The sequence below is a fragment of the Pedobacter sp. ASV12 genome, assembly GCF_016429155.1.
Classification (GTDB): Bacteria; Bacteroidota; Bacteroidia; order Sphingobacteriales; family Sphingobacteriaceae; genus Pedobacter.
In genome coordinates this window covers 25,095-45,681 of record NZ_JAELUC010000021.1, presented here as the reverse complement: position 1 = coordinate 45,681, position 20,587 = coordinate 25,095, and the positions used below count along the sequence as shown (strand labels likewise).

At 46.2% G+C, this 20,587-nt stretch carries 15 protein-coding genes; all 15 read right to left on the bottom strand.

The genetic code is table 11. The features are described 5' to 3' along the window. Positions 1–45: 45 nt before the first annotated feature. Positions 46–858: an SDR family oxidoreductase gene (locus tag JHD69_RS07615; RefSeq protein ID WP_199138964.1), complete on the bottom strand. Its 813-nt coding sequence runs from the start codon at positions 856–858 to the stop codon at positions 46–48. After that, entirely contained in the window at positions 858–1,688 is an 831-nt protein-coding gene (gene kduI, locus JHD69_RS07610; RefSeq protein ID WP_199138962.1) for a 5-dehydro-4-deoxy-D-glucuronate isomerase, read from the bottom strand. The genes JHD69_RS07615 and kduI overlap by 1 nt, the downstream gene beginning before the upstream one ends. A 23-nt stretch (positions 1,689–1,711) precedes the next feature. Beyond that, positions 1,712–3,355 carry a UxaA family hydrolase gene (locus tag JHD69_RS07605; RefSeq protein WP_199138960.1) on the bottom strand — a complete coding sequence of 548 codons (1,644 nt, stop codon included), beginning with the start codon at positions 3,353–3,355 and terminating at the stop codon, positions 1,712–1,714. A 1-nt stretch (position 3,356) separates the two neighbouring features. Beyond that, the gene (locus JHD69_RS07600) at positions 3,357–4,871 is read right to left on the bottom strand and encodes a tagaturonate reductase (RefSeq protein WP_199138958.1); all 1,515 of its coding nucleotides are present in this window, start codon (positions 4,869–4,871) and stop codon (positions 3,357–3,359) included. A 165-nt stretch (positions 4,872–5,036) separates the two neighbouring features. Continuing rightward, a complete protein-coding gene (locus JHD69_RS07595) occupies positions 5,037–7,025 on the bottom strand; it encodes an alpha/beta hydrolase family protein (protein WP_199138956.1) in 1,989 nt (662 codons plus the stop codon). A gap of 62 nt (positions 7,026–7,087) precedes the next feature. Then, positions 7,088–8,125: a pectate lyase gene (pelA, locus tag JHD69_RS07590; protein ID WP_199138954.1), complete on the bottom strand. Its 1,038-nt coding sequence runs from the start codon at positions 8,123–8,125 to the stop codon at positions 7,088–7,090. Beyond that, positions 8,125–10,068, bottom strand: coding sequence for a glycoside hydrolase family 88/105 protein (locus tag JHD69_RS07585; protein ID WP_199138952.1), 1,944 nt, complete (start codon positions 10,066–10,068; stop codon positions 8,125–8,127). The genes pelA and JHD69_RS07585 overlap by 1 nt, the downstream gene beginning before the upstream one ends. A gap of 1 nt (position 10,069) precedes the next feature. Then, positions 10,070–11,740: a glycoside hydrolase family 28 protein gene (locus JHD69_RS07580; RefSeq protein ID WP_199138950.1), complete on the bottom strand. Its 1,671-nt coding sequence runs from the start codon at positions 11,738–11,740 to the stop codon at positions 10,070–10,072. A gap of 137 nt (positions 11,741–11,877) precedes the next feature. Beyond that, the gene (locus tag JHD69_RS07575; RefSeq protein WP_199138948.1) at positions 11,878–13,494 is read right to left on the bottom strand and encodes a glycoside hydrolase family 43 protein; all 1,617 of its coding nucleotides are present in this window, start codon (positions 13,492–13,494) and stop codon (positions 11,878–11,880) included. Between the two features lie 7 nt (positions 13,495–13,501). Further along, the gene (locus tag JHD69_RS07570) at positions 13,502–14,449 is read right to left on the bottom strand and encodes a pectinesterase family protein (protein WP_199138946.1); all 948 of its coding nucleotides are present in this window, start codon (positions 14,447–14,449) and stop codon (positions 13,502–13,504) included. Positions 14,450–14,534: 85 nt separating this feature from the next. Continuing rightward, on the bottom strand, positions 14,535–15,485 hold the full coding sequence (locus tag JHD69_RS07565) for a pectinesterase family protein (RefSeq protein WP_199138944.1): 951 nt from the start codon (positions 15,483–15,485) through the stop codon (positions 14,535–14,537). A gap of 1 nt (position 15,486) precedes the next feature. Then, a complete protein-coding gene (locus JHD69_RS07560) occupies positions 15,487–16,263 on the bottom strand; it encodes a rhamnogalacturonan acetylesterase (RefSeq protein WP_199138943.1) in 777 nt (258 codons plus the stop codon). A gap of 1 nt (position 16,264) precedes the next feature. Then, positions 16,265–16,981 carry a rhamnogalacturonan acetylesterase gene (locus JHD69_RS07555; protein ID WP_233165769.1) on the bottom strand — a complete coding sequence of 239 codons (717 nt, stop codon included), beginning with the start codon at positions 16,979–16,981 and terminating at the stop codon, positions 16,265–16,267. Between the two features lie 79 nt (positions 16,982–17,060). Continuing rightward, positions 17,061–18,716, bottom strand: a complete 1,656-nt coding sequence (locus JHD69_RS07550) for a DUF4957 domain-containing protein (RefSeq protein WP_199138941.1) — start codon at positions 18,714–18,716, stop codon at positions 17,061–17,063. Between the two features lie 19 nt (positions 18,717–18,735). Next, the gene (locus JHD69_RS07545) at positions 18,736–20,577 is read right to left on the bottom strand and encodes a RagB/SusD family nutrient uptake outer membrane protein (RefSeq protein ID WP_199138940.1); all 1,842 of its coding nucleotides are present in this window, start codon (positions 20,575–20,577) and stop codon (positions 18,736–18,738) included. Positions 20,578–20,587: the final 10 nt, after the last annotated feature.

Genomic DNA, 20,587 nt, shown 5'->3' with positions numbered 1-20,587 from the left:
AGGTCGGAGGTTTACAGTTTTTGGTTAGCCACAATGACGTTAACGCTAAACGCCACTGAAAATCGAGAAGCCTCCGTCAACGCAGATCATGGCTCCGGTTACAAACTGCGAAGCATCGCTCAACAGCCAAACCAACGCGCCCTTCAGCTCGTCTGGATCGCCAAATCGTTTGAACGGTGTTTGTTTGATTACCGATTCGCCACGTGCAGTATAGCCATCAGGTGTGGTTAACAGGTTGCGGTTTTGCTCGGTAAGGAAAAAACCTGGCGCCAATGCATTCATCCTGATCTTGTCGCCATAACGGTTGGCTAGTTCAACGGCAAACCATTGGGTGTAGCAATCAACCGCTGCCTTACCCATGTTATAGCCCAATACTTTGGTTACGGCTTTTTTAGAGTTCATTGACGAGATGTTGACGATACTGCCTTTTCCGGTTGCGGCAATGGCTTGGCCAAATACCTGCGTTGGAATTAAAGTACCCCAAAGGTTAAGGTCGAGCACTTTTTTCATGCCGTCCATTTTCATTTCGAAAACGCTTTCTTCGGGTTGCAGCACGCCATCGGGCATATTGCCACCAGCCGCGTTAACCAAACCGTCTATTTTTCCGAAAGCTGCCAAAACTTTTTCCCTGGCCGCAATCAGCTGGGCTTCGTCCATGGCATCGGCAATCAGGGCAATGGCTTTACCTCCATTTTTATTAATGGCATCGGCTCTTTCGTTGGCCACAGCTTCGTTTCGGCCCAAAATGCCAACCGTGCCACCTGCTTCTACAATGGCGTTAACAAATGAATTGCCCAAAATACCGGTTCCCCCGGTTACGATGATTACTTTATCTTTTAAAGAAAATGATTGTTCCATTATTTAATGTCTTTTACTGCAATGGTGTCCATATCTGCATAGTCGAGGTTCTCGCCGGCCATGCCCCAAATAAAACTATAGTTCTTCGTACCGCTGCCTGCATGGATGCTCCATGTTGGCGACAATACGGCTTCGTGGTTAGCCACAATGATGTGACGGGTTTCCTGAGGTTCGCCCATGTAGTGGAAAACACGATGGTCGTCGTCGACGTCAAAATAGAAATACACTTCCATCCTTCGATCGTGCGTATGTGGCGGAATGGTATTCCAGATGCTTCCGGTTGAAAGGATAGTCAGCCCCATCACCAACTGGCAGCTTTGGATGCCATCTTTGTGGATATAGCGCATGATGGTGCGCTCGTTTGCGGTTTCTACGGCTCCAAGTTTTGCAGAGAATACTTCTTTGTTCTGTACATAGGTAGTTGGGTAAACCGCGTGTGCCGGTGCCGACAAAATGTAGAACACGGCTGGATGGCTGGCATCTTTGCTGGCAAAGCTTACCTCTTTTACGCCTTTGCCCAGGTACAAACCATCGAGCTTAGCCATGGTGTAGGTTTCACCATCGGCGGTAATGCTTCCTTCGCCACCTACGTTAATGATACCCATTTCGCGTCTTTCTAAAAAGAACTCGGCGCGCAGGATTTCATAGTTGCCTAAGGCTACGGTCTGCTTTTCTGGCGTAATCAAGCCAGTAACCATCCTATCGTAATGCGAATACACAAAATTCGCTTGATCTCTTTCTTTCAATCCATCCAGCAAAAAACGTTCTCTGATCTTGTCGGTCTGATAGGTTTTGAAATCGTCTGAATGTACAGCTTGTATAATTTTCATCAGTAAATATTTATTAAATTCTGTTATAAAGATACCCCTCTTTTCCAAGGTATAAAATCATCTTGGTTAAGCAAAACGGCTTTGGGGGTTATTTCTCCACTGGCCGCTTTAATGCAGTACTCTAAAATAGCTTCGCCCATTTGTTCAATGGTCTTTTCACCTTCTATAACCGGACCGGTATTGATATCGATGATATCGCCCATGCGTTTAGTAAGGCCATTATTGGTAGCCACTTTAATGACCGGGCAAACCGGGTTGCCGGTTGGGGTGCCCAATCCTGTAGTAAACAAAATGAGGGTTGCCCCTGATGCTGCCTTGCCGGTAGTAGCTTCAACATCGTTTCCGGGCGTGCAAACCAGGTTGAGGCCAGGCTTTGTAGCCGGTTCGGTGTAGTCGAGTACGTCTTCGATTGGCGAGGTGCCTCCTTTTTTGGCTGCGCCGTTGCTTTTGATGGCATCGGTAATCAGGCCGTCTTTGATATTGCCCGGCGAAGGGTTCATGTGAAAGCCCGAGCCTGCATTTTCTGCGGCCTGGCTATAGGCGCCCATCAGCCTGATAAATTTTTTGGCGGCTGCTTCGTCTTTGGTGCGATCGATCATATTTTGTTCGGCACCACACAACTCTGGAAACTCGGCCAATAACACGGTTGCGCCCAAGGCCACCAGCAGATCAGCACAGTAGCCTACAGCTGGATTGGCCGAAATACCGCTAAAGCCATCGCTGCCCCCACATTTAACGCCAACATTGAGTTGGCTTAAAGGCGCTGGCGCACGTTCTATCTTGTTGGCTTCAATCAGCCCTACAAAAGTCTGCTTAATGGCTTCGGCAATCATGTTTTCTTCGCTTTGCGATTGCTGTTGCTCAAAAATGTATAAGGGTTTATCGAAATTGGGGTTTCTTGCTTTTAAATCGGCCATGAAATCGGCCAACTGCAGGTTCTGACAACCCAGGCTCAGCACGGTTACACCAGCCACGTTGGGATGATCGGCATAGGCGGCCAACAATTTGCTCAATACGGCCGCATCTTGCCTAATGCCCCCACAGCCACCTTGATGGTTTAAAAATTTAATACCATCAATATTTTTGAACAACCGATGATGCTGGGCACTCTCCAAACTTAATGGCGTCTGCAACGAAGCAATATCTTGTCCGTTTTGGTAAGCTTGCACCAAATGATGGGCATAACTTTTGTATTTGGCGGTTACCGCATAGCCCAATTCGTTGTGCAGGGCCTCGCGAATAACATCCAGGTTACGGTTTTCGCAAAATACCGTTGGAATGAACAACCAATAATTGGCCGTTCCTACCTTGCCATCGGCACGGTGGTAGCCCATAAAAGTGCGATCTTTAAACTTGCTTACATCGGGTGCCTGCCATTGGTAATGGTAAGGACGGTACTGGTAAGGGGCAGCCGCATGTTTCAGGTTATCGGTAGTCATCAAGGTACCGGCTTTTAAGGGGTACTGGATTTTGCCTACCAGGGTACCGTACATCAGCACTTCGTCGCCGGCAGCCATATTGTGGGTATAAAACTTATGCTTAGCCGGAACATCATTTTGGAGCTCGTAAGCTTCGCCTTGGTAGTTCACGGTTTGACCGGCTTTTAAATCGCTTAAAGCTACGAGCACATTATCTTTGGGGTGGATTTTTAAAACCAGCTGTTTCATGCTAAAATGAGTTTAGTTTCAATGGGGTCAATTCGGCCAGGGCTACATCAATGCCTTCTTGGGCAATCAATTCATATTTGAGGCCTACCGCTTCTACAAAACCCGGCAAATCAGACAATGACGTTCCCCAAAAATGGGTGTCACTCAACACGTCTTTTACATAAGCATGGGGCTCTTTTTTCGATTGTTCGGCAAAATAAGCTGCATTATCGTCGGTAATGAGGTACGACGTGTTATCGAACAAGCCATAAAACTGTCCGTTCTCTTGCTTATCAACTTGCATAAAGCGCAAATAAGCCGCAAAACCCAGCGCCATGTATGCCGGTACCCTGTTAAACAACTGATAATAGTTGAGCAAGAGCGGCAAAATGCGGATTTTCATCTTCATGCTATACTGAAAGGTAATGTTAAGCCATAAATGCCTGATAGCCGGATTGGCAAAACGGTCTTTTACGCTGCTGGCAAAGGCCGAAGTGGCTGCTTCGCTTACCGTATACGGAATGGCCGGACCAATTTCGGCGGCCATCACTTCTTCGATATAACTGCTGAGCAATTCGTTGTCCATGGCATGCTTTACCGTATCGATACCTGCCAAAAATGCGATGCCGGAGCTTAATGTATGGGTACCGTTGAGCAGGCGAACTTTAAGTTCGCGATAGATTTCGATATCGTTGGCTATAATCAATCCAGCATCTGCCTCGGCAAATGCAAGGGTTTTGGCCACTTTTTCGTCGCCTTCTATGGCCCATAGGCGATAGGGTTCGGCCATCGATAGCAAATGATCGGTATAGCCTAGCTCGGCCTGTAGGTTGGCCAGGGTTGCAGCATCGGGTTTGCCCGGCACAATACGGTCGACCAATGAATTGCAGAAAGTATTTTCGGCGTGCAACCAATTGATAAAATCGTTGCCTAAGGCATTAAAATTGGTTAATTCAAGCACAATTTGTTTGAGTTTGGCCCCATTATCGGGAATGAGTTCGGTGGCGATGATGACCAAACCGCTGTCTTTAGCTCCGCCAAAAGCTTTAAATCGTTCGTACAGAACGGCCAACACCTTGGCTGGAAAAGAAACCGGGGGTTGCTGGGCAATGCTTTCATTAACGAGCTGTATGCCTACTTCGGTGGTATTGGAAACGATGATTTTTAACGCTGCCGATTGCGCAATGTCTAAAACGGATAGCCAATCTTCTGTTGCCGAAATAACCCTGCTAATGGCCGAAGAAACGATGTTTTCTGTGACGGGCATGCCGTTTTCTAAACCACGTACACAAAGCGTGTACAAGGAATCCTGCTGGTCGAATTCGGTCGTTGCGCCCGAAGTTGATTTAACCACGGCCACTCGTCCGTTAAATATGCCTTGACGATTTGCTTTATCTATAAAATAATCTGGCAGGCCACGCAACAATACACCTGTACCAAATTGAAGCACCTTTTCTGGGAGCTCAAAAATTTGCGTAGTGGGCAAAGTAAGTTTCGAAGCCGACAGGGCGTTCAGATTTTCTCGAGATAAAATCATTTTTAGAGTATGCTGTTCAATTTTATGTTCGCCAACAAAGATTCATTCGGTCTTTATGGCATTTGGTTAAAGCAATTCTACATAATTATTGCTAGGAAAAACGGGTTTTTGGCGCAAATATTTGCGCAATCGTTCCCGAGAACCTTGCCGTAAAAGTCCAGTATTTTAAAGATGAACCTGCACTTTTTCTGGACCTATCCATTGCACAAGCTGAGGCAGGTCGTAATAGCTTAATACCTTGGGGATAACCAGGCCATAGCGGTCTTTGGCCAAAGGTTCGTGCAAGAACTGCTCATAAGTTGGCGAACTTTGATAAAGGTTAAGTTTCGTAATTTGAGGCGCCAGCAAGGCCGCGTGCAAAGCCACTGGGGCCAACTGCCCAACAGCATTGATTTCGATGTTTGCACCCTGCAGGTTGGCATCTCTTTCAATCATAGCAACGAGATTGAGCAGGTCTGTGGTACGCTGACCAATTAAGGGTTGCCCCACGTGCAATGCCAACAGGGCGTTGCGGTATTCGCGGTTAAAGTATTTAGGGTCGTTCAGCTCGGCTTTGTCGGCAGTTTCGCCAACGCCGCGTACATCAGCTAAAATCAGGGCTACATCAGTCGCAACATGGGCTTGAAGCTTCGAAATGCTATCTGCTAGTTTATTTTTTCCCTTGTCGCTAAGCCAAATGACCACTTTTTTGGCTTTTTGTTTCGGATAATGGACCAACAAAGGCAGGGGTACCTGATTTGCTTGTCGCAAGATTATTTTTTCGAATTCCAAACTACCTGCTGTTACCTTGCCTTTTTGTTCTAGCGCAAAAGGTTCGATTACTTGTTTGATGCCTAATAGTTTACTGATTTTCTTCTTTTTTTCGGTCAAGGGCAATTGGGCAAAAACTGCCCTCGATTTTTGCTGCTGTCTAAATACCTTCAGGTTTTGTGTGGTGATATTGGTTTCGTTAGGATAATCCAAGCTCACTTTGCCTTTGGCTGTTGCCCACAGTTCCTGCTCGCTCAAAGTTGGCCAATCCTCTTCTTTAACAGGCTTGGAATCGTGGTAAAACCATTGGCGAAACCATTGCACCGCCCGTTCGCGCTTGGGTTTGGAAATGCCGTGCCCATCGTCGAAAGTAAAAAGCGAAAGTTTTGAAGAGGCCCCAAGACGCTGGTAAACCTTTTCGAGATCGGCGAATGATTGCAACATGCCCCGATAATCGATAAAATCATAACGTCCAGCCAATATGAGTGTAGGCTTTGGTGCAGCGGCAAGGAGATAATCGGCCATTTCAAGGTTATTTTGACCTTCGCCTGGGATTTGCGCACAACCATCGGCCGCGCCCGTAGTTTCGAAAGTATGCGCCCTGCTGGCCAAATAGCTGCAAGGCACAACCACTTTTACCCGCTCGTCAAAAGCGGCAAAATAAATGGTTTGCATGCCTCCGCCACTGTTCCCGGCACAACCTATCCTGTTCACGTCTACTTCTGGCCTGCCACACAAATAATCCATAGCCCGCACATTGTCAAAGAGTTCGTAGGCTGCCACCGAACTGCCCACCAGGTTGCTCGAAAGGTTAAGCAAGGTATGTTCGGTAGTGGAGCCTCGGGTAAGTGCCTTCCCTTGTTCGTCAACGAGTTGCACGCGCTCGCTTTGCGAAATAGGATCGACAACAAACACCACAAAACCGTTTTTAGCTAATAGAATGGCAGTTTTTTGATAGGATTCTGTGGCCTTGGCTGCATCTTCGTGTCCACAAAAAAGCAAAACTGCTGGAAACTTGCCTTGGCCGTCGGGCACATAGAGATTGCTTGTAACGTGATGGTTTTCGAAACTTTGGTAAACTATTTTCTCGATACGATAACCGTTTTGCTTAATGGTTCCATTGATTTGGGCTTGCAAAGCTGCCTTCGGTGGCAACTGGACAACTAGGTCCTTGAATTTGCGTTTAACCGATTGGATATACGCCTGTATACCAGCCCGGGTTTGGAGCGCATTCGTCAACTTGAACTGCCTGTCTTGGTATTGCAAATCCATTTGCTGCACCAAATAGGTATTGAGGCTGACATCGGTTTTCCAATCGAGTACATTGAACTGCTTTTGGGAATAGCAAGAAACCACAACAAACTGTAAACCAAAAAATAATATAATCCTACCTAAAGTTTTCATTGCTATTGTCTAGGGCCTTTAGTTTGCAGTTGACAGGTGGCAACTGTCAATAAACAAATGAGCTAAGGATTAGCCTTTTGCCATTTGGGATATTCTTTATAAACCAGATTAGCAGGCCAGGTACCGTACCAGCCATAACCATTTCTGCGTTCGAAGCTGATATCGGCCACATTGGTTTTGACCGAGTTGTCACGATCGCCGAAAATGGGCTGATTGGTGTCGAAATCGTAAAAGCGGGCCCAGATTACCGAATTTTGGCCGGCAATCAGGCCTTTATCCTTTCCGTCAGGCAATTTATCAAAGCGATAGCCTTTAATCTGATTGGCCTCGAACCAAGCCACCGCATTTTGAATAGCGGATTTTACTGCCGGTGAAGGGTTTTTTAAGCGCATCAAAAAGCGAACAATGCCCACCGACTCGGAGGTGCTGAGCGAAGCTGGTTCAAAATTTCTGGCCTTGGCTGGCTTTAGGCTGTTTTGATCGTACTGCGCCGCCCAAATGCCTGGTTTTCCTTTTTGGAGTACCTGGGTTTTCAACATACAATCCACCCCTTTTGCTACGGCTTCTTGCGCTTTGGCCACATAAGCTTTATCAACTACATCAAAATCATCGCTTTGCGTGGCTATATTCAACATGATGTTCAGCACATTGGCCATGGCATCGTCATTGTAAGTGATTTCTGCGCGATAAAGGCTTTTGTCGGGATAATATTGGGGCCAGCCTCCATTGGCATATTGGGCTTTTAAAAGATAATCCAAACCCTTCTCAACCGCCTTCAGGTAAGCTTGGTTACGCGTTGATTGATATGCTTTTACCAAATAATTGATTTCCCTGCTGGTAGCCTTGTTATCAATGGTGGCATGGAGGTAAGTAGTGGCTTTGATTTTGGCCATTAATGCATCGTCTATCGGCGTTTCGTATTTCACCACGCTCTTATCTTCCAGTTGTTTCGGCCAGCCACCATTACTCAGTTGGTAAATTAGCATTTTTTCGGCCGTTGCATCAGTTTGCGCAGGTGCTACATTGGTATTTTGTGCCACTGCACAAGCCGATAGGGATAGGCAAACCAGCGTAAAAAATATTTGGTTCAGTATTTTCATTATTTTTTGATTGCATTAACCTGTTTGGCCAACCAGTTGACCAATTCGGCACCTGCTTTTAAATTATCATAGCTAGCCGGCAATTTTCTGCCATCTACATATTCGTTGTACAACCAAGGATCGCCAATCACATAAACCACGCCTTTACCGTATTTGGTTACCGACATCACATCGTCGGCATCTTTGTCTTTTAAGATAGACTGTGCTGGCGAACTTAGTTTCAGGCTGCTGTACTCCTTGATAAAAAGGTTGCTCGATTTTTTAAAGACTTCATTGCCAGCCGGAACGGTAACTTTTGCCGTTTCGAAATTGCTAGCTACCGGAACCGTGCCTTTGGTATCGCCATTGAAATGAACGCCAAATTTGCCCGCCAATTCGTTAAAATGGGTGAGTTCCACATTAGGTGCATCATTACCCATCAATACCAGCACACCACCAGCTTTCACCCATTCTGTAATGTTGTTGATGGCCGCTGCATCAATGAAGTTGGGCTTAGGGTTTTCTTTCTCAAAATCAGGGTCAACGATGATGTAAACTGAAGCTTCTTTTAAATTGGCCAAAGTTGGTGCCTGATACAGTGTCTTGGTTTTAAAACCAGCCAAGTTGAACTGGGTGGCCCAGAACGAAAAGCCGCCGTTAGCCTGCTCATCCCATTTGTAATGCCAAGAAACCACATTATTGCTTTGATCGGTACGGGTTTCGCTGTTGAAATAAGAATCTAGCAATACGGTTTTACCCGATACCAGTTTTGGCGCTGCAGCCATTTCCATTTCGTTTGCGGCCAACAAAAAAGCGCCCACGCCTTTCGGGTCGTTGGTGATTACTTTTTCGCTCAGGTAGTAGGCATAGCTGCCATCGCGGTAAGGCTTGCCACCCAAACCCGATACGCTTACCGTACCTTTAAGATTGATTTTTCCGGCCCCAGCCTGTTCAACAAATTCTTTTTGGATGCCTTTGTAGCCTTTATCGGCCACGGCAAAGTAGCTGGAAGGCAAATAGCCGTTACGTACGGCCTTGGCCAAGGTATAAACAAACATGCTCGATGCCGAAGCTTCAGGATAATTGCCCTTGCCTTGGGGCTGGTCTAAAATATCGTACCATAAGCCCGATTTCGGATCTTGTGTTTTTTGCACTGCTGTTGCATAACGGGACAAAATGGCCAACAGTTCTTTGCGTTTAGGATTATCTTGCGGAAAATAATCCAATACATCTACCAGCGCCATACCGTACCAGCCCATGGCCCGGCCCCAAAAATTTGGCGATTTGCCTGTGGTTTTATTGGCCCACTGCTCGCTTTTCGATTCGTCCCAGCCATGGTACAACAAACCGGTTTTAGTGTCTCTGGCATTTTTTTCCATCCAGATAAACTGGTTGGCAATGTCGTCGAAGGCTTTTTGGTTGCCAATTAAAGCGGCATACTCGGCATAAAACGGCTCGCCCATGTACAGGCCATCGAGCCACATTTGGTTAGGATAGATTTTTTTATGCCAAAAGCCCCCTTCTTTGGTACGTGGCTGCTGTTGCAGCTGATCCCACAGCAAAGTGGCGGCCTTGAAGTATTTGCTTTGTCCGGTTACTTTGTACAGGGTAAGCAGCGAACGGCCATTTTTGACGTTATCGATGTTGTAATCGGCTTGTTTGTAGCGGTTGATGTTACCATCCTTGGTTACAAAGAAATCCATGCTTTTTTGCATGTACTTGAAATATTCGTTGTTGGCAGTCCTTTTCCAAATCCCGTCTATGCCTTCTAAAATCACGCCTTGATCATAAGCCCATTTTACGGGTTTAGGATTGGCGGGGTCGAGGTTCAATGAATCTTTCCAAATTTCCATAACGGTTGCCGCCATTTGTTGCGACAAAGGTTGGGTCTGGGCATTGGCCTGAAAAGTCAGACCTGCGAAGGCGGTTAATGCGAAGTACTTTAAAAAAGGCTGTTTCTTCATGCTACTTGTTGATTTGCAACGACTTTTCTGTTGCTCCTGCCACGAATTCGGATTTTTGCTGTGCTTTACCACTGTCTAAACCCGAACTTACAATGGCACTGTTGCGATCGCCACTGATGCGGAAAAGCAACTGGGCAGAATTGTAATTGATGTTTTTAAGGTTGATGTTATTTCCGTTTTGTATGTTGATTAGTGGGTTGGCCTGGGCCACCACTAAATTTACACGATTTAAGCTGATGTTTTGGGCTTCCTGTAAATCGATGCCTTCTTTGGCCTTGATGCTCAGGTTGTCCAAAGTGATATTGCTGATGCTCAATTCGGGCAGCCCCCTTACAAAAATGGCTTTGGCCGCACCGTCGCATACCACATCGCTGATGTGAAAATCCCTGAACACCGGGGTTTCTTCGGTAACCGGCAGCAACTGTACTTTAGGGGTGTCTCTTTTTTCACCACTTAAAGGCACCGGATCTACCGCTGCATAATACATATCGAACAAGATGGCCTCGCCGATAATGTCTTTCATGTTGATGTTCTTGACAAATATTTTTTCAACCACGCCTCCCCTGCCTCTGGTTGTTTTAAAGCGAAGACCAATATCTGTACCTATAAACGAACAATCGTAAACAAAAATATTTTTAGCACCACCCGACATTTCGCTGCCGATTACAAAGCCACCATGGGCATGGTAAACGGTACTGTTGCGAATGATGACGTTCTCGGTGGGCATGCCACGTTTCCTGCCTGCCGCATCGCGACCGGATTTGATGCAGATGCCATCGTCGCCTACATCAAAGGTACTGCCTTCTATCAATACGTTTTTGCACGATTCGATGTCGATACCATCACCATTTTGGGCATACCAAGGATTTTTGGCGTATACATTCCTCACAGTCAGGTCTTCGCACATCAAAGGATGCAGGTTCCAGGCTGGCGAATTCTGAAAAGTAACGCCTTCGAGCAAAATCCTTTTGCATGAAGTTAAAACCAAAAGGTTGGGCCTTAAAAAATCTTTGATCGACTGGTAGAATTCTGGGGTTTTGTCGGGCGTAATTTCTCCCGGATTTTTAAGTTTTGAGCCTTTCAGGGTCTTTTCTGATGGATACCAGGTCTTTTTATCGTCGCTTACCAAACCACTAGAGGCCACCAGGTTCTTCCACTGGCTTTCGGTAAGCTTGTCTTTTTTCACCATGCGCCAGGCATCGCCGGCACCATCGATAATGCCATGGCCGGTAATGGCAATATTTTGTTGGTTAGTTGCCCAAATTGGCGACTGGTTGCGCATTTGAGGCAAGCCCTCCCAATTGCTGGCTACCAAAGGATATTGATCAAAATCTCTGGTAAACTGCAGTATTGCATTTTTCTGCAGGTGCAGGTTTACATTGCTTTTCAGCTCGATAGGCCCGCTAAGCCATATTCCTTTCGGAATAAGCACCACGCCACCGCCCTTTTGGCTGCAGGCTACAATGGCCTCGTTAATGCTTTTGGTATTGAGGGTGAGGCCATCGCTTTTGGCTCCGAATTTTATGATGCTCAAAGTGTCGGCCTTGAAAGAGGTTTTAGCTACCGAAGGCAGGTTGGCAAATGAATAAGCCGTCTTGGCATTCGACTGTGCGTTTGCCAAGCCAGGTGCAAGGGCCAAAAAGGCCAAGAGCGCCACTGTACTTTTTTTCATTTTTGCCATACGGTTTACTTTGGTTTTGGGCTTTGTCATAACAAGTCTACTGAGTTTTAAAGAGGAATAAAATAAAATCTGTGAAAATAACTGCGCAATCGTTACCGATAGGGTGAGTAGTGAGTTTGGATATTTCTTTAGTTTATCCTGAACCAATCGAAATCGGCATAGCCAGAATCGTTGGTTTGCTGATCCCGTACACAAAACAGGCCCACTTTGGCGCCAATCCATTTACCAGGTTCGGCCTGAAAGATCTCGCCTACATTGGTAAAGTTGCTGCCATCTATGCTATAGCTAAACTGACACTTAGCGCCCGCGCTTACCTTTACACGAAGGTACACATCGGAGGCTTCTATCTTTTGAACAAGCTGCTCGTTTTCCGCCTTGCCTTTTTCGGCGTTTTTGCAGCTGGTATAAGTTAAATAAATACCGTCCTTTTTACGTTTCAATGCAATATTGGCGTAGCTCAGGCCCATTATGATCAATCCTGTTTTTTCATTTTCGAGTTTGGGATTTGGACTAAAACTTAGCTTGGCAGTAGCCGTAAATTGTTCGGACGGGAATTTTTGCAACAGCAGATTAGGCACCTCCCAATAGTTTTTGGCGCTATCGGGCATTTTGGTCGAGTATAGCCTTAAACTTCCTTTCGCTGGGTTTAAAAAAAACCAGGTTGCCAAGGGATTGGCCTGCCACTGCCACTGCAAACCCAATTGGTTGTGGTTAAATTCGTCGCTTTCTGCTGGCGTAGCTTTCGGATAAGTTTTGGCTATGTTGGGCTTTTTGTAGGTTAAAACCGGTTCGCCTTTGCCATCCCCTTCTAAATCTTGACCAATGACCGGCCAATCGTTTACCCATTTCATAGGCTGCAGGTGCACTACCCTGCCATAAGCCTCCTTATCCTGAAAATGCAGGAACCAATCTTCGCCACCAGGCGTATCAACCCAAGCGCCTTGGTGCGGACCGTTGATGGTTGATTTGCCCTGATCCATCACGACCTTACGCTCGTAAGGACCATAGATATTTTTGGAGCGCAGCACCAATTGCCAGCCGGTAGCCACACCTCCAGCCGGTGCAAAAATGTAATAGTAGCCTTTGCGCTTATAAAATTTAGGGCCTTCGAGGGTGGGATCTAATTCGTGTCCATCGTATACGAGCTTGCCTTCGTCGATGGTTTGTGTACCGGTCGCATTCATTTGCTTGACCACAATAATGCTTTTGATTCCTGCACGGCTTCCGGCATAGGCGTGTACGAGATAGGCTTTGCCATCTTCATCCCACAAGGGGCAGGGATCTATCAAACCTTTGCCAGCCTCTACCATGATAGGCACCGACCAGGGCCCGGCCGGATTTTTGGCCTTGGTGAGGTAAATACCAAAATCGGGATCTGGATAGTAAAGGTAAAATTCGCCGTTGTGATACCGGATAGCCGGCGCCCAAACGCCGTTACCGTGCTGCGTTTTGGCAAAATGTTCGAAAGGAGGCTGTCTTTTAAGCGCATGGCCAATGATGGTCCAGTTGACCAAATCCTTCGAGTGCAGGATGGGCAAGCCCGGAACGGCATCAAAACTGGAAGAAACCAGGTAAAAATCGTCGCCTACCCGAATGGCATCCGGATCGGAATAATCGGCATCGAGCACCGGATTTTTATAAGTTCCGTTACCCAAATCGGCCACCCAAACCTTAGAAAGTTCCTGCTGTTGGGCATTTACGGAAAGAGAGAGCGCGATGAAGGATAAAAGGAAGAATGATTTCATGTGTTTGTTATTTCAAAGGGTTCCAGGTACTGGAGCCTGCAAAAATATTTTTCAGGGTATATCGTTTGGCTTCGCTCTTGCTCAGCTGCTTAGACCAGTCGACACGGCTTTCTTTCACAAAACCTGACCCATAAGAACCATATTCGGCATAAAAGGTGGTTTTATGATTTTCGTTGTTGTTCCACACATGCCAACCTTCGGGCATAATGTGCGATCCCATTTCGGTGCGGATGAAAACCGTTTTGGCGTAAGGGCGCCACGGGCGACCTAAATACACCTTTTGAAAGGCAGGATCGGCGGTTAGTTTGCAATCGATAAACACAAAGCCAAAAGGTTGCGCTTGCGTAGTTGAGGCTGCCGTGATGTACGAATTCTTTTTGCTGTGGATGTGGCAACGTTCAAAAACAACGGTGGCTGCACCAAAAATAAAATCGGTAGTGCCTTCAATATAACAATCTACGTAATACTGTCTGCTGCCATCAGCCGATGGGAACAGCGTATCCTGATTGCCTATAATGTTACAGTTTTTGATAACCACCCGGTCGGCTTCTACATGCAAAGCCACTGCCTGCCCCACCGGGCCTGCCGCATTCTGAAAGGTGATGTTTTCGGCCCTGAAATCGTTGCCTTGTACCAAAACCGTATGCGAGGTGTAAGTGTTGATGCTGCCTTTGCCCGAGTAATCATCGAAAGTGATGATGGTTTTGGCTTTGTCTTCACCAATTAATGTAATCTTCGATTTCTGAGAAGGAATGACCAGTTTCTCTTGGTAAATTCCGTTTTTGATATAGATGGGAACCTGTACTTCCGATAAATCGCGCACGGCATTTACGGCCTCCTGAATGGTTTTGTAATCGCCGCTGCCATCTTGTGCCACGGTTAAGGACTTGGGATAATTTTGGGCATGAACCGAGAGCGTAATGAGGAAGCATAAGATTGTGGCAAATAATTTCATATCAGTTTTCAGTTGGCAGTTCTCAGTTTTCAGTTCTCGGTTAACAGTTCTCGGGTGGTAGTTATGGTTGACTATCGATAATAAGCTATTCCTTAGGGTTCCAGCCATTTAATATTTTTTCTAGCGTATATTCTTTTGCTGTTTTTTCATCCAATTGGTGCGACCATTTTACCCTAGCTGCAGGATTGGCGCCTGGACCTGTGCTTTTGTATTCGGCATAATAGGCGGTTTGCTGGTTGCTTTCCTTGCCCCAGTTGTCCCAACCTTCGGCTTTGATCATTTTGCCCAAATTGCAATTGAGGAATACCGCTTTGGCATAGGGGCGCCAAGGGCGGCCCAGGAAATAGGAATTTTCAGGGGCATCGCCCACTATACGGCAGTTCATGAACACATAGCCATATTTAACGGTATCGGGCGAAGAAGAGGCTGTAATATAGCCTGCTTTTTTGCAGAAGATCTCGCAATCGTCGAAAACGGCTGTTGAGGCCCCAAAAATAAAATCGACCGTGCCTTCGATATAGCATTTGTAGTAATATTGCCTGCTGCCATAACCATACGTATACAAGGTATCTTGAAAGCCCAGCATGCGGCAATTGGTGAATTTGGCTTTGTCGCCCGCCACAAAAAGGGCCACTGCTTGGCCAACCGGACCGGCCGAGTTTTGAAAAGTGATATTTTCGGCCGAAAAATTGGGGCCGTAAATGTAAAAACTGGAAGAACCCGACGTTCCTTTTTCTTCGCCGAAACTATTCTTGCGCTGTGCCCAATCGTCGAAAGTCAAAATGGTTTTGGCTACATCTTCGCCAATTATCTTGACAAACTGTTTGGAATGCGAGAGGTTCAGTTTCTCTTTGTAAACGCCGTTCTTAATGAAAATGGTTGTTGTTACTTTTCTGAAATCTGGAACAGCATTAAGCGCTTCCTGTACGGTTTTGAACTGTCCGCTTCCATCTTGCGCCACCACAAAATCGTACTTTTGGGCCTGCGCAATGGCAGCTATAGTGCAATAAAAAAATAACAACAGAATTTTCTTCATTTTATAGTTTTTTTAGGGCATTAAACACCAGTTGTGCCACGGCAACAGCGCCTTCACGCTGGAAATGCGTATTGTCTTTTTGTCCTTCGGGGTAGCCCGGATACAGGCCCTTGTCAAAATTCATAAAATATTTCGACGTGACATAAGCTTGCCCTTTGGCTGTGAAAGCATCGATAGACAGTTGGGTCAGGTCGATTAATTTCACGTTGAGCTCTTGAGCCACTTCTTTAACCGCATTGGGATATTCGCCATGTACATTGCTCAATTTGCCATCTTTCCAGGGATAATTTCTATTAACCGGGGTAATAAGCACAGGTATGGCACCTTTTTCGCGGGTTTGGTTTACATACAAACGCAGGTACTCTTTGTAACCAGTGATATTTACATAACGTTCGGGCTTATCAACCGCCGCATCGTTATGGCCAAACTGCATCATGACCATATCGCCTTTTTGGAGCACCTTAAATACTTCGGCCCAACGGCCTTCTTCAAAAAAAGTTCGGGTGCTTCGGCCTCCGCGGGCCTTATCGATCACCACAATGCTATCTGAATGGATTAGGTTTTTAACTTTTGCCAAGCTGTCTTTTTTAAAGAAGGGCTGAAACACTTGCCCCCAGCCATTCAAAGGGTATTTTTTCTCCATATAGCCCGAATCCAGGCTATAGTCGGCCACCGTCGAATCGCCGATGAGGTAAATATGCACGGTCTTTTTAGCCGACCCGAAAGATAAAAGGCCGACAACCAAAACAGACAAAGTGAATTGAAAGAAGAGTTTCATGCTACTTTTTAAGGTATTTTATCAAATCGGTGTGAGTTTCCCTGATTCCTTCAACCACCAAACCCGCTATGATCTTTGCGCCTTCTGGACTTAAATGGGTATCGTCTTTTTTGCCTTCTGGATAATTGACATGGCCGGGTTCTACATAGTTGAATAGTTTTTTAGAGGGTTCATCGCCCAGGCCCACAATCAATTTTTCGGTTTTGCGCTGCATGTCGATCAAGGGCAAGTGCAACGAATCGGCCAGTTTTCTGACTACATCGGGATAGCCCAAATGGGTATCTTTAAAAACGCCATTTTTAAAACTGCGGCGCATAATTGGGGTCAACAGTATTGGATTGGCCTTTTTAGCCTGCGTTTCCTGTACAAATTTAATCAAATTGATTTTGTATTCGGCCAAGGTAGTACCTACTTCGGGCTTGTCGGTTTTTTCGTCGTTGTGCCCGAACTCGATCAGTACAAAATCGCCGGGTTGCAATTTGTCGACTACGGCCTGCCATTTGTTTTCGTTAATGAACGATTTGGTGCTGCGTCCATTTACTGCCCGGTTGTCTACTGTAATGCCATCGGTTAGAAACGACCCGATTTCCATGCCCCAGCCGGTTTCTGGAAAAGCTTTAGGCTGTTTGTTGGCCGCTGTCGAATCGCCGATGATGTACAATACAGGCTTTGCTTTTTGAGCAGTTATTGTGGCAACTCCAACAAGGGCTGTTAACAACAAAATAGACTTTAACGATTGTAGATACATGATAGTTGAGCAAAAAAGATGGAGCCCAAAAGCTCCATCTCTGTTTATTTTAATAAGTCCATCTAGGATCGCCCAGAGCGATGCTGGTGCTGCTTGCCGTTCTTACCGGCGAACCTACCGGCAAGGCAAAAGTTGTGGTGGCGGCAGTCCAACCCAAATCTATTGCTATGTTTCCGGTTTGGGTAACCGTTGCAGGGAACGTCAAAGCGACATTCCCTGTCAAGGCATTATACAAACCAAATGTATTGTTGTAAGAAAACACCGAAGTTGAACCAGCACCACTAGATCTAATGGCTGCGGCATTTACGGTTCCAGATTTTGGGGTGTTGGCCACAATGCTGTTTTGCAGGCTAAAACTGATCGGATTGGCATTCGCATCCAACAGGGCGTATTTGGCATTGCCACCAAAACCGTTAAAAGTAGAATAGCTGATATTAACCACCGGAATGGTAGCGCCTGCATAAGTGGTACTTGCGGTAACCAAACCTGGACCGGCATTGTAAAAAGTAGATTTCGAAATGGTTAGCGTAGTAAATTCCAATTTGTTAAGGTGGAAGGTATAATAGTTTGACGAGCCATTGGCGCCCATATCATACACGATGGAGTTGTTGACGGTAATGCCTGTAATTTTGAAATCCCTGGCCGCACTGCCCCTATCGGCACGCAAAAATGCGGTGGTAGCCGCGTGTACGATACAATTATCAACCACTATATTGGTAAAAGTAGCAGCCGAAGCATTGTTGGCCTGCGAACCGATCAGGTTTAGGAAGTAAAGCGCAGCGCCCGTTGTTCCGTCCAATTCCAATCCAGAGAAGGTAATGCCTGCTCCAGTGCCTTCCAGATCAAACTCCTTGAAGTTGATTTTGGTATCGCTTGGTGTACCGGAAGTCGATTTCAAAGTAATGGTTTTCCCTGTAATAAAAGTAGTTAGCGTAGTGAGGTTATAGGTACCTGGGTTCAATCCGATTACGGCACCATTGGCCGCCGAAGTAATCGCTGCTGCCAAATCGTCGCCAGGCGAAAGTTTAACGCTGTAGGTTGTTACCGGCAAGGTGGTAAAGGTTAAAATACCTTTGCTTTTGGTACCTGCGAAAAGCTCGGCTGTATATTTAACATTGCCAGTTAATCCGGTTATGTTTTTGAGCTTAGCCGTTATATCTGTTGAGGTTAAGGCTACGGTAATGGCCGTACCTCCCTCTGGAGTTACTTTGATGCTACTTAAGGTAGCATCGGCCGCGAAACGCAAAGTAACGGAAGTCTCTCTAATTTCACTTTCGCGTACCGGGTTTTCGAACAATTGAATGCCCGTTAAGGTAAACGAAGAACTGATTACATATTTCGACTCAGGTTGGTCGGCATAGGCATTGGCCTTGATGCGGGCATAGTAAGGCACGCGTACCGAAATGTTATCGTCGGTTACGGTAATGCCAGCCGTATCAACCACTTTGGTGTAGGCAATGGTTGCAAAAGTCTGGTCGGTAGAAAAATCGACCGTATAGGTCAGGGGCTTTCCGGCAGCAAACAGGGGAACGGCCCATTTGAGCTTGGCCGAAGTTTGTCCTGCGCTGATGGAAATATCGCTGGCTTTGAACAAGCGTTGAGGCCCCAGGTTGTCGTTTTCGTTCTTTTTGCAGGAGGCTACCAAAACAACCGCTACAAACAACAGCAACAGTTTAGTGCTGGTTTTATGGATAAAAGTCTTCATTGCATTTAATTTTTTAGCGTTAATAACCATAATTCTGTACCATGTTCGGGTTTTCGTTCAGCGCTGTTTTCGGATAAGGGAACAATTCTTTCTTGTTCGCTTCGAAATAAGTGGCAAAGCCTGTAGAGATACCGGTAACGGCATTATCTTCGGTTAGTGCTTTTCTCCAGTTTTTGAGCGTATAACCTGTTGGCGCCGTAGAAGAACCCAAACCCGGTGCAAACAAAACGGTAGCTGGTGCACCGCCATACAAATCTAAACTGGCTACTTCGGCAACGCTTGGCGTAAGGTTATAATTCGATTCTTTGGCATACACATATAAAGGCACGTTGGCATAGGCCCCTTCGCCGTTAATGAGCTGGCGCAACTTGGTGCGGGTTTCTGTAAACTTGCTGTCGATCAGGTTCCACCTGATTAAATCGTATTTTCTCATGGCTTCGCCACCAAACTCCAATAAACGCTCTTTAACAATGGCATTAAAGAACCCTGCCTTATCGGTTGGTGTAGCCGGAATTGAATTTTCATAACCTGCATAGGCTCTCTTTTGCACTCTTTGCAAAGCCTCGATAGCTTCGGGGGTTGGACCATTATTGACTTCATTAGCAGCCTCTGCATACATCAGCAGTACATCGGCAAAGCGCAGCAATGGCCAGTTGATGGCAAAATTCTGCGATGACGAAGAACCATTAAAAGCCGTCCACGATTTCCTGAACTTGGCATCGGTAAAGTTGTTCAGCGTGTTGATGAGTTTCTTCGAGTTGGCGGTAATTTCGAAAACCCCGATGGTTACGTCCCTCCTACAATCTTTTATCGGATCAAACTCATAAAAATAAGTAGGGATGGCATTCATACCTCCACCACCCGAACCATAGGTTGAAGCCGCATTGAAACGGATGCCATTGTAATAGCCTAATTTACTGTCGGTAGAAGCATTGCTACCAAAAGCGGCCACCTCAAACATCAGTTCGTGGGCATCGTCCATTCGGGTACCGTGCAAGGTTTTAAATACGTTTTCATAAACCGGATTAAGCGAATGCTGTGTTGGATTGTCCATAATATCCTTGCACTCGTCTAAGGCCATTTGATAATACTTCAGGTAATCTGGGTTTCTTTCCATCAAGTGCGATTTACTTCTCAACGAATAGCCGCCCCTGGCCAAAGCAATCCGGGCCCTGAGGCCTTTGATGGCTCCTTTGGTAAAACGAAAGCTGCCATAATCGGCAACGGCCGAACGCCATGGCACCAAATCTTCGGCCTGTTTCAAATCGGCCAAAATCTGGTCGTAGGTCTGGTCCCTGTCGGCATTGGCCGGAAACAGGTTATCGGCATAGGCGGCTGGCACAAAACGCTGAGGCACATCGCCCCAGTTGCGGATCAGTTCGAAATAAAATTGTGCCCTTAAGGCCAAAGCCTCGCCATAATAGCGTTTCATTAAGGCCTGGTCGCTGGCCGAACCACTTTGGTAAATGGTCGAAGCCGGAATAAACTTGATGCACAAATTGGCTCTTTCGATTCCCGAATACAATTGGGCAAACGGATTGATCAAATCGGTATTGTCTGAACTGGCGCCGTACATGCTCAGGCCGCGCCTGTCTGACGAGGCATAGCTTCCAGACGTCTTGAAATCATCGGCGGTCACGCCAAACAAGGTCGAAATACGGCTTCCATAGCCATTATCGCCACAAAGCCTGTTGTAAACACCTATGAGAGCCGAATTGGTATAGGTAGTGCTTTCAAAAACCGTGGCTTCTGATGATGACGAATCCGATTCGTAATCGAGCACCTTTTTACAGCTTGGGGTAAGGGTAATTGCTCCAATAGCTACAACTAAAAAAGCAATCTGATATTTAATTTTTTTCATTGTCGTAAGT